This window comes from Limnoraphis robusta CS-951 (assembly GCF_000972705.2).
Map to the genome: position 1 here is coordinate 1 of NZ_LATL02000022.1, position 11,513 is coordinate 11,513.

Sequence of the window (11,513 nt, forward strand, 5' to 3'; positions counted from 1 at the left end):
ACTCATTTTTTATTCTCCTTTATAGCGTTAACGGCATTTTACACCCATTCTCGTAACGTTTGATGCACAACAGGATGAAGCGCAAGCCAAAGAGTTTATTATCAAAGCGGCTTCTGAATACCCCTTAGAGGATTATATGTGGCATCTGGCTGTTGTGCATCAAACGTTACGAGAATGGGTGTAAAATGCCGTTAACGCTATAAAGGAGAATAAAAAATGAGTCTGATCGGAAATATTATCTGGTTGATTTTTGGCGGTTTTCTTTCGGGTTTAGGATATATTTTGGGTGGGCTGGCAACTTGTTTAACGATTATTGGCATTCCGTTTGGACTGCAAGCGATTAAACTCGGTTTTGCAACCATGACGCCCTTTGGCAAAGAAAATGTGGTGTTAGAAGGTTTTTCTAATCCTTTTACGATGATTTTTAATGTGATTTGGGTGATCTTTTTTGGTTGGGAAATTGCCCTTTCTCATTTAGTTCATGGGCTGATTTTATTGATTACGATTATCGGGATTCCTTTTGCTCAACAACATTTTAAACTGATTCCACTGGCTCTATTTCCTTTTGGGCGAGAACTTCGTTAAAAACGATTAAATATTTGCTACATATGATTGATAATGCTGTAGGGGCGGGGTCCGAACCCCTTTATATATTCCCCAAATCATCTTAATAAAACCCCCCCCCCCTGCCGGGAATTGATCTGTAGCATTATTTTTTTGATTTTCTATTTTTTTANGTTTTTCTAATCCTTTTACGATGATTTTTAATGTGATTTGGGTGATCTTTTTTGGTTGGGAAATTGCCCTTTCTCATTTAGTTCATGGGCTGATTTTATTGATTACGATTATCGGGATTCCTTTTGCTCAACAACATTTTAAACTGATTCCACTGGCTCTATTTCCTTTTGGGCGAGAACTTCGTTAAAAACGATTAAATATTTGCTACATATGATTGATAATGCTGTAGGGGCGGGTTCCGAACCCATTTATATATCCCACACATCATCTTAATAAACCCGCCCCCTCTTGCAGGAAATTGATCTGTAGCATTATTTTTTCGATTTCATATGATTTAATCTCTAAAGGTTCATCTAATAAAAGTTGACCATTTTCATCACTTTTTCCTATCATACCATGTCCGGTTGATTAATGCGTGTTCTGAAGGCGGGGCGGGTTTTTTTAATTTAGTAATAGGTGTCAGAGATGGTTTAGAACCCGCCCCTACAGAATGATTCTTGATTAGTCGGACATGATCATATAAACTTTTATTAGGGGGAAAATCCCCATCAAATTTTACTCTAATTTTTCTAAAGGAACAATCTGCGGATCAAGAATTTTCGGGCTGGAAGTTGTGAATTTAACGGCGATGGATATTTTACCTTTGTTTCCAAAAATATGGGTGACTTCTCCAATTCCAAAAGATCGATGAAGTACGCGATCGCCAACAGCAAAGCTTTCGACTTTTGAGGGGGTTTGATTCTTTTTTTCGGGAGTTTTTTGAGTCTTTTTAGTTGATTTTGCAGGTTGAGTAACCGGGAGATAACCTTTGATGAGATCTGGGGGTAATTCTTTCAAAAACATCGAAGGAATGCAGGGTTCTAAATATCCCCAGAGACGACGTTCTCGGGCGTGTGAGAGGAATAACTGTTCTTTTGCGCGAGTAATTCCCACATAACAAAGTCGCCGTTCTTCTTCGAGGGCTAAGGGATCATTTAAACTGCGGAAATTGGGGAATAATCCTTGTTCCATTCCCACTAAAAATACTATCGGAAATTCTAAGCCTTTGGCGGAATGAAGCGTCATTAAAGAAACGGCTTGTTCCCCTTCCTGGAGATTATCTAAATCAGACGCTAGAGAAGCACTGGCTAAAAATCCGCCGAGGGTTGTATCTTCAGAATCTTCTTGAAATTGTGCGACGGCGTTACTCAATTCTTTAATATTTTCAAGGCGACTTTCGGCTTCATCTGTGCCTTGATTTGTCAAATCTAGAATATAGTCAGATTCCTGCATTACACCGTCTAAAATATCAAGCACCGTGTAGGATGCGATTCGTTCTTGCCAAGATGATATCATTTGAGCAAACTGATTAACAGCTTTTGCTGAACGTCCAGCTAAGGTATTTACTGAGTCTTGATCGCTGACAATTTCCCACAGGGGAACGCCCAATTGTTGCGCCGCATTGACTAAGCTATCAATGGTAGTTTTACCAATTCCTCTGCGGGGTGTATTGATAATTCGCATTAAACTCATGCTATCAGCAGGATTGGCAATCACTCGTAAATATGAAATTGCGTCTTTGATTTCTTTGCGATCATAAAACTTTAAGCCGCCCACAACTCGATAGGGAATATTGCTTTTAATTAAAGCATCTTCTAAGGCACGAGATTGAGCGTTAACGCGATAAAGTATTGCAAAACTACCATAACCTAATTCGGGATGTTGTTGGGTTAAATTGTTAATTTGAGTGGCAATAAATCGGGCTTCTGCGGCTTCATCGTCGGCTTGATAACAGAAAATAGGCGGCCCTTCTCCGCGTGTCGGACGCAATACTTTTTCAATACGGGTGGTATTATTTTGAATGAGTTGATTGGCGACTTCGAGAATATTTTCCCGTGAGCGATAGTTTTCTTCTAATTTAATCATGGTGCGGGTGTCGTCATCGGCTAAACCGTCCCCAAAATCCTCTTGAAATTCTAACAGAATGGTATAGTCTGCCATGCGGAAAGAATAAATCGATTGATCGACATCTCCGACGACAAAGATTGAACGATTTTTCCAGTTGTTAAAGGTTCTCGGATGTTCGCCGTTGGTGACTAATAGCCGAATGAAATCATATTGAGTGCGGTTGGTATCTTGATATTCATCGACTAATATATGGCTGAATTTTTGATGCCAATAGGCTAGAACTTGTTCGTTTTGCTGGAATAGTTCAACGGGAACTCGAATTAAATCATCAAAATCTAGGGCGTTATTGGCGGCGAGATTATCTTGATAGATGCTGTAAACGTCGGCAATGACTCGACCATTATATTCAGGATTTTCTCGTTGATAAGCTAGGGGAGAAAGCCCTAAGTTTTTGGCGTTACTAATTTGATAGCGAACTTTTCGAGGCTCGAACTTTTTCTCATCTAAGTTAAGCTGTTTGGTGACGATTTGCTTGACTAAACTTTGAGCATCGGATTCATCAAAAATCGAGAAGTTTTGTTGCCACTGTCTGCCTTTTTCGTCGGTATATTTGTTGATATCGTAGCGAAGAATTCGCGCACAAAGACTGTGAAAAGTTCCCATCCACAGATGTTTAGTAATACTGCGATAAACTTGCGATCGCAACTTCGTTTGTTCGGGGGGAGTCAAGGCGGAAAAGGGTTTTTGATACTGAGTTTGCGCCTGTTGTTCAGAAAAGATTGTCTCGACTCGTTCTTTAATTTCTCGGGCGGCTTTGTTGGTAAATGTCACCGCCAAAATATTCTCGGGATGAACGTGATGGGTTCGCAATAGGTTGGCAATGCGATAGGTTAACGCCCGAGTTTTACCCGAACCTGCTCCCGCCACAACGAGCATCGGACCGCAAAAATGTTCGACGGCTTGGCGTTGGCAGGGGTTGAGATGGCTAAGGAAGTCAACGGTCTGAGTCATGGCTGCAAAAGGGAAATTTTCCGCTATAGTTTAGGCTACCATGTTCAAGGTTCCCCTGACTAAAATTAATCAGGGGAGGAGTAACAGAGAAACTTATCAAGTTAGAATTAGCAGTTGTAATAAGTCCGATACCACTCTACAAATCGTTCAATTCCGACTTCAATTGGGGTATCGGGACTAAAGCCAACGTCTTGAACTAAAGCATCAACATTTGCATAAGTGATCGGCACGTCTCCGGGTTGCATCGGAAGCATTTCTTTGACGGCTTGTTTCCCAATACAGTTCTCTAAAACTTCGATCATTCGCAAAAGTTCAACGGGTTTATTATTGCCAATATTGTAGATTTTGTAAGGAGCTTTTGAGTTGCTTTCAGCTTCTGTATTGGGCTGAGGAACGTTATCTATTACCCGGACAATGCCTTCAACTAAATCATCAATATAGGTAAAATCTCGTTGCATTTTACCATAATTAAAGACTTTGATAGGTTCTCCTGCAAGAATGGCTTTTGTAAACAGAAAAACTGCCATATCTGGACGACCCCAAGGCCCATAAACGGTAAAGAAACGTAAGCCTGTTAAGGGCATATTATAGAGATGGCTGTAGCTGTGAGCCATTAATTCATTTGCTTTTTTTGTGGCTGCATATAAACTGACGGGATAATCAACGTTATCTTCAACCGCAAAGGGTATTTTTTTGTTTGCCCCATAGACTGAACTCGAAGATGCAAAAACCAAATGACCCACGTTTGTATGACGGCAACCTTCGAGAATGTTCATAAAACCCGTGAGGTTGCTATCAGCATAAGCATGGGGGTTCGTGATAGAATAGCGAACTCCGGCTTGAGCGGCTAGATTGACAACAACTTCAAATTTTTGTTCAGAAAAGAGCTTTTCTATTTGTTCGCGATCGGCCAAGTCTAATTGATAAAAGGTGAAATCTTTTGAAGAACTGATTTGCTCAAGTCGATCTTTTTTCAAAGAAACATCATAATAGGAATTGAGGTTATCTAATCCGATAACGGTGTCCCCTCGTTGCAGTAACCTTTTAGACAAATGAAATCCAATAAATCCAGCCGCGCCTGTCACTAAGATTTTCACAAAACTTTCCCCTTCTAAACTTCAGGTTTTGACTTCTTTTGGTGTTAACGTTGATTCTATAGACCCAATTTACTAATCGGCTTTAGAGCTTCAGATTAGCAAGTCGCTGTTCTGTAAGATTATGCACTAATTGTAACGGCAAAGAACAGCTTAGACAAATGCAACCCGTTTCAATGATTTTAACCGTTCTATTAATGTCATAGCATATTTTATCAAAATTGTTAAGTATTAGGTAATTTTCAAGCCCTATCCTCAATCAACTGAGTTAACCTCTGGGAGTGACTTCTAGCCAAAGCGGTAAATGATCTGAGCCAAGTTTAGGGCCTATTTTTCGGTCTAAAGTCATCAGATCCTCGCTGTACACCGCGTGATCAATTGCAATCATCATAAAAGGAGGTAAACCTGCTAACCAAGTGGGTTGAAGTCCAAAACCTCGTTGAGAATTTCTCAAATGAGCGGCTTGTAAAAACTGACGAAATCGACTTGACCAAGGGGTAAGATTAAAGTCACCTATTATAATTACTTGATTTCCCTGATTTTGTTGTTGCTGACTCCAAGCGGCTACTGCATCTAGTTCAGTTTGTTGAAAGTTAGAAGTGCCGTTATTTCGAGGACGAGTAACGTGTAAACTGAGAATAGATAGGGTTTGATTCCCTTGTATCTGAGTGGCAATCATCGGACGTTCGGAATTTGAGGGAAAATGAAGAATTTCTGTGTTTTTAATTTGCAGAGATGGGGGTAAATTTGTCGGGACTAAAAAGGCAACTCCATGAGAATTTTTTAGCGGACGGGACTCGACAACCCGATAACGAGTAAGATTAGATTCAATCTGATTTAACCATGCGGGTGTCACTTCTTGGAGAAAAATTAGATCGGCATTTTGTTGGTCTAAATATTGCAGTGTGGGTGTATAATTTGTGTTGTTGCGGTCAAGATTCAGATGAAGTAACTGTAAGGAATTTTGAGCAGTATTATTCCCTTGAACAGCGTTAATATTTTGAGAATGTGGGATAAACAAAGGCAAAATTAACAGGACGTTCAGGAATAAGGGGAGACTAAAAGCTAAACTCCAAAAGCGATATTTAATCCCATTTAATAAAATAGCCAGCAGTAAAATTAAACTCAATTGAACTCGCAAATGATCGAGGAGTTGGAAAACCCACCATTGGCGACCCAAAAAACCCAGAAAAGTTGCAATTGCCGCCAAAATTGCTATAATATTCATGCCAAAACAGAGATTATTTAATAAGAAATTCAAAGTTCTGTTTCTCATTTTAATAAACTTGTTGATTGAAGACGTTTTCCACAATAAAAAGCATCACAAAACCCAAGATAACCGCAATAATGGGAGTCGCTATCCAACCCAATGCAATATTGCGTAAAACTTGCCATTTAATTTGTCTATATCCTTTGACTCCATGTAGTAAACCAATACCAATAACTGCACCGACTACCGCTTGAGAACTAGAAACAGGAATGAGCGGAATTGTCGGTAAATTATTATTCACCAAAAACTGTTGTAACTGCCTCGAAGAAAATACATATAAAACGAGAGAATGAGCAGTCACAGCAACAAATGCAGCCACCGGAGACAGGGGCATCAGATTATTTCCGACTGTCATCATTACGCCTTTAGAGTAAGTATAGACTCCCACAGCTATGGCAATTCCTCCTAATAAAAAAAGCTGTTCTACTGAGCTAAAAGTCAATTGATTTAGACGAATATCTGTAAAGGGAGAGGAAGGAACAAATACTCCCATGACGTTCCCAATATTATTCGCTCCAAGTGCATAAGAACCAAATGCACCTGCTAAGATTAAGAAAAAACGAGTGTAGAAGTCTAGCTGAAGTAAATGAGGTTTAATTCCGTTAATGAAAACCACCACAATTTTATAGAGAATAGCCGCAAAAATTGCCCCTAAAATTGGACAAGCAACCCAAGTCCCTATAATTTTGATTAATGCGTTGATATCGGTTGCTGAACCGCTAAACAAGTTCCAAGCAATAATTGCACCTACAATGGCTTGACTGGTAGAGACAGGTAAGCCAATTTGAGTCATCCAAAACACTGTAATTGCGGCAGATAAGGCGGCTGTAAATGCACCAGGAAGTGTGTTAATTGCACCTAATTCGCCTAAGCCTTCCGCAGCACCCGCACCCCCAATCACTGCTCCGATTATAACAAAAATACTACAAATAAAAGCGGCGGTACTAAATCTAACCATGCGACTTCCGACGGCTGTACCGAATACATTAGCTGCATCATTTGCCCCCAAAGACCAGCCCAAAAATAAGCCACTCGACAGAAAAATGAGTGTTGCGATGATGTCCATTTAGTTGAAAATTAACCTCAAAAAATCATACCATCAAACTTGTTACCTTTAGGTGCATCAAACCTATGGCTTTTGTTCAAGAAATAACTATTTGATGAATCCTACTAATATTATAAAACTCGTTTAATTGCATAAATTGCCAGTTTATCGCTAGCATTTTCAGCCGCATCCGCCAGAGAATTAATCACATTTACACTATCGCGCAGTTGAATTTTTCGCTCCAAAGGCAATTGAGAATCAAAAATATTTTTCTTCAGGCGTAAAGCAATTTTATCAGATTCAGATTCATAAACTCTGACTTTATAAATGTGATCGCGTACTGTGCGCGGATCTCTAAAAAACGAACGGGCTGCAATGACAATCGTTTCTACACTTTTAACCACCATTTGGGTGAGATCTTTAAAGTCTTTTTCGTAAACCGTGGGAACTTCTAATTTTTCGATGATAATATCTTGATAGATATCACCAAATACATNTTTATCAGATTCAGATTCATAAACTCTGACTTTATAAATGTGATCGCGTACTGTGCGCGGATCTCTAAAAAACGAACGGGCTGCAATGACAATCGTTTCTACACTTTTAACCACCATTTGGGTGAGATCTTTAAAGTCTTTTTCGTAAACCGTGGGAACTTCTAATTTTTCGATGATAATATCTTGATAGATATCACCAAATACATCGATTAAATAGTAAAGATTTTCGAGTAAACTTAAGACATCACCTCGGGAATCTGGAATTAACATTTCTGTGTAGAGTTCAGATTCAATTGCCCGCCGTAATTCGTTACAGCGATCTTTAACGTTTTGAATTTGCTGCATTTTTTCTTCACAGCTTTCAGTAACAAAACCTTTGGCAAGATAGGAGGTTAAACCCATTTCAAAGTATAAGCTTCCCTCAGATACTTTATCCATAAATTCATCAAGCTGCTGTTCAATAAATTTTGTTTTGCCAAAGAAGGATGGTATTTTTTCTGACATTGTTTGATCCTCTGTTAAAAAATCTAAGGTAAATTTAAGACCCGATCTAAAAGCATCTTTTTTTCAACTCTAATTAATAGATAACGACCTTTTTCTTCTAGAATTTGATAATCTTTATCCTGTAAACCCAGTCTTTCAAGTTCTTTGAGGCGACTAATCACCATAATTGTTGAAGGATTGGGACGATTTTGAATTGAATCAAAAAGATTGTATATTGGCTGATCTTCCATTAATCCCTTGAAAAAGTCAAGCACCGTATAAAAAACAACATGACGTTCTGAATAATAGACAACACTGGGTTTTCTAAAGCCGATCATCCAGACTTCTTCTTGAGGTTTTTCGACTTGAGAAATCTGCTGAGAAATTTGTCTTAAGGGGAGTTGACGAACTTCATCAATCAGAAAAATTGCGGGATTAACTAGAAGCATAAAAAACGCCATAAATCCAGCTAAATTGGCAGCGATTAACCAACGCCATTGATTGGGATATCGCAGTATCCATGCGATTAATATTGCAGTGGNGGAGTTGACGAACTTCATCAATCAGAAAAATTGCGGGATTAACTAGAAGCATAAAAAACGCCATAAATCCAGCTAAATTGGCAGCGATTAACCAACGCCATTGATTGGGATATCGCAGTATCCATGCGATTAATATTGCAGTGGCTATCCAGATTATTCCTCCTCGTAAATGTAAGCCCGATTTTTCAACGACTGCGGGTAAGTCAATGATCGCTGGATCACTTCCGATGAATTGAGGACTATAAAGAGAAGCAATTCCCAGAATAACGAGGAACAAAATATTGAATCCTCCCGTGAACAGTATTCCTCTATTTTTTGAAGCTTTTATTTCCTGGATTTCTGCATTTTGGGCAATTATTGATTCACTAAATAATAAGGCAATTAAAATAGATGCTGCTGGCATTGCTGGTAAGACATAACTGGGAAGCTTTGTAACAGAAATAGAGAAAAAGATAAAAATACAAACAAACCAGAATAACCCAAACAAACCTAACTGATGATCACGAGGCTGTTGACGCCAAAAAGAACGCTGCCAGAAGTGAGAACGAATGATAGCTAAGGGCAAATAAATCGACCAAGGCATAAAGCCAATTAAAACAACAAGAAAGTAAAAATACCAAGGGGCGGCGTGACCATTAACGACGTTCGTAAATCGTTGAATATTGTGATAGCCAAAGAAAGAATCAATATAGGTTTGACCATTGCGGAGAATGACTAAAACATACCAAGGCAGGGCAATTATTGTGAAAATGATTCCGCCTACAAGGGGCTTTACTTCGTGTAAAACGTTTCTGAAATTACCGAGATAAAGGCAAAAAGATGTTAATATTAATCCGGGTAAAACAAGACCAACTGGCCCTTTTGCTAAGACGGCTAATCCCAAGAAAATATAAAAGGATAAATACCATTTATTAGGCAGAGAAAAGTCTAGGAATAACTGAGAAAGAGAAAAGCCTTCTGGGCTTTCGGTTGTTTTTTTTCCTTCCTCAACATAGCCCCAAAAAAAGCAAAATAAAGCGGTTCCCATGCACCCACTTAACAGCATATCTGAGACGCCTTGACGCGCCCAAATCAGGGTTTCAGGNAAATATAAAAGGATAAATACCATTTATTAGGCAGAGAAAAGTCTAGGAATAACTGAGAAAGAGAAAAGCCTTCTGGGCTTTCGGTTGTTTTTTTTCCTTCCTCAACATAGCCCCAAAAAAAGCAAAATAAAGCGGTTCCCATGCACCCACTTAACAGCATATCTGAGACGCCTTGACGCGCCCAAATCAGGGTTTCAGGATTAAAAGCTGCGATCGCCGATCCGATCCAAGCAGATAACCACAACTGGCGTGTTTTTTGTCGAGAATCAACTGGAAAATTTGAGGGAAAAAATCCGAATGATCGCAAGGTTAAAAAACAACCCACCGTTAAAGCGATCGCCGCCAATGCGGAGGGAAAACGCACCGCCCATTCATTCACACCAAAAACTTGATAACCCACCGCCATCAACCAATAAACCAACGGGGGTTTATCGAAGCGAGTTTCACCGTTAAAATAGGGCGTGATCCAATCTCCTGTCAGTACCATTTGACGGGCGGCTTCCGCAAACAAGGGTTCAGTTTCATCAACTAACCCAGTATTCCCCAAATTCCACAGAAACGCGATGCTACAAATCAACAACAACCCAAAAATTGAGAATCCCCAACTTGTTTTTGGATGTTGATCAAAGGATTTCCAGTATTGTTTGAGGGGTTTGGCTATCTTCAATGTTGTCATTCCCAGTGCGTCATTTCCAAATATTCAATCTCTCAGACCCTAATTTAGCAGTTCGAGGTTCCATCAGGACAGGAGAATTTTTTATTTTTTCACAGTGAGACACTTTTGGCAATCCTAAATGAGCAAATTTTCTCTCTAAAATGATAGCATTTCCTTGAAGCTGTATCTAGAGGTTTAATCAATCTACCGAGTATGACCAAATTTATTTCTAAACTTCATCTCGTGGGTGTGATGGTTATTGTTAGTACCATCATCTTGTTTATTTGTAGCAGTTTACGTCATGCCTTATTTCAATCGAATGCTTTTGATTTGGGCATTTTTGATAATGGGATTTACCTAATTAGTCAAGGGCAAGAACCTTTTGTGGTTTTTCGAGGTTTACATATTTTGGGTGATCATGGGGCTTGGATACTTTATCCTTTGGCTATATNATGCCTTATTTCAATCGAATGCTTTTGATTTGGGCATTTTTGATAATGGGATTTACCTAATTAGTCAAGGGCAAGAACCTTTTGTGGTTTTTCGAGGTTTACATATTTTGGGTGATCATGGGGCTTGGATACTTTATCCTTTGGCTATATTATACAAGATTTTTCCCGATATTCACTGGTTATTTTTTGTCCAAGCGGTTAGCCTGGCGATGGGTGCTTTACCGACTTTTTATTTAGCAACTCAGGCGAATTTAAAACAATCCCAAGCCACGGCTATGGCTGCCGTTTATTTACTTTATCCGCTTGTTTTTAATCTCAATTTGTTTGATTTTCATCCCGAAGTTATAGCACTTCCTGCGTTACTCTGGGCGATTTTAGCCGCTCGTTTACAGCAAGTTTTAGCCTTTAGTTTCGCCCTGGTGATCATCTTAAGCTGCAAAGCGGTTTTATCTTTAACTGTCGCCGCTTTAGGGCTATGGTTACTATTGTTTGAAAATCGGCGAACTTGTGGATTAATTGCTTTATTTTTGGGTTTAACGTGGTTTTTCATTGCAACTCAGGTGATCATTCCTCAATTCAGTGGAGGTGAACCCGCAGGTGTTAAATTTTATGATTCTCTCGGAGATTCTGTTGGGGAAATTGCGATTAATTTGTTGCTGAAACCGGGAATTGTTTTCCAACAAATTTTTACCTTAGCTAATTTGGAATATTTAGTCCTGCTGACTGTTCCGATTATTTGGGGACTTTCTCCCCG

Annotated in this window: 7 protein-coding genes and 3 pseudogenes; 4 read left to right on the forward strand and 6 right to left on the reverse strand. The window is 39.3% G+C overall.

Annotated elements, in window-relative coordinates; all coding sequences use genetic code 11:
• Positions 1 to 216 precede the first annotated feature (216 nt).
• Positions 217 to 585, forward strand: coding sequence for a YccF domain-containing protein (locus WN50_RS01765; RefSeq protein WP_046279458.1), 369 nt, complete (start codon positions 217 to 219; stop codon positions 583 to 585).
• A gap of 172 nt (positions 586 to 757) precedes the next feature.
• Entirely contained in the window at positions 758 to 925 is a 168-nt protein-coding gene (locus WN50_RS01770; RefSeq protein WP_245397812.1) for a YccF domain-containing protein, read from the forward strand.
• Between the two features lie 368 nt (positions 926 to 1,293).
• Here WN50_RS01770 and pcrA read toward each other — a convergent pair whose 3' ends face one another.
• The 6 genes and pseudogenes from pcrA to WN50_RS01815 all read right to left on the reverse strand — a co-directional run.
• Positions 1,294 to 3,636 carry a DNA helicase PcrA gene (pcrA, locus tag WN50_RS01775; RefSeq protein WP_046279547.1) on the reverse strand — a complete coding sequence of 781 codons (2,343 nt, stop codon included), beginning with the start codon at positions 3,634 to 3,636 and terminating at the stop codon, positions 1,294 to 1,296.
• Positions 3,637 to 3,743: 107 nt separating this feature from the next.
• Positions 3,744 to 4,733 carry an NAD-dependent epimerase gene (locus WN50_RS01780; RefSeq protein WP_046279546.1) on the reverse strand — a complete coding sequence of 330 codons (990 nt, stop codon included), beginning with the start codon at positions 4,731 to 4,733 and terminating at the stop codon, positions 3,744 to 3,746.
• Positions 4,734 to 4,998: 265 nt separating this feature from the next.
• Positions 4,999 to 5,958 (reverse strand): endonuclease/exonuclease/phosphatase family protein, encoded by a 960-nt coding sequence (locus WN50_RS01785; protein ID WP_160315334.1) that lies wholly within the window; start codon positions 5,956 to 5,958, stop codon positions 4,999 to 5,001.
• Between the two features lie 49 nt (positions 5,959 to 6,007).
• On the reverse strand, positions 6,008 to 7,066 hold the full coding sequence (locus tag WN50_RS01790) for an inorganic phosphate transporter (protein WP_046279544.1): 1,059 nt from the start codon (positions 7,064 to 7,066) through the stop codon (positions 6,008 to 6,010).
• Positions 7,067 to 7,542: 476 nt separating this feature from the next.
• Positions 7,543 to 8,046 (reverse strand): annotated as a pseudogene (locus WN50_RS01800) (DUF47 family protein); the annotation flags it as partial.
• A 1,606-nt stretch (positions 8,047 to 9,652) separates the two neighbouring features.
• Positions 9,653 to 10,328 (reverse strand): annotated as a pseudogene (locus WN50_RS01815) (ArnT family glycosyltransferase); the annotation flags it as partial.
• A 231-nt stretch (positions 10,329 to 10,559) separates the two neighbouring features.
• Here WN50_RS01815 and WN50_RS37300 point away from each other — a divergent pair.
• Both WN50_RS37300 and WN50_RS01825 read left to right on the forward strand, forming a co-directional pair.
• Positions 10,560 to 10,758, forward strand: a 199-nt coding sequence (locus WN50_RS37300) for a DUF2079 domain-containing protein (protein ID WP_425354774.1), incomplete at its 3' end; no start/stop codon positions are given.
• Between the two features lies 1 nt (position 10,759).
• Positions 10,760 to 11,513 (forward strand): annotated as a pseudogene (locus WN50_RS01825) (DUF2079 domain-containing protein); the annotation flags it as partial.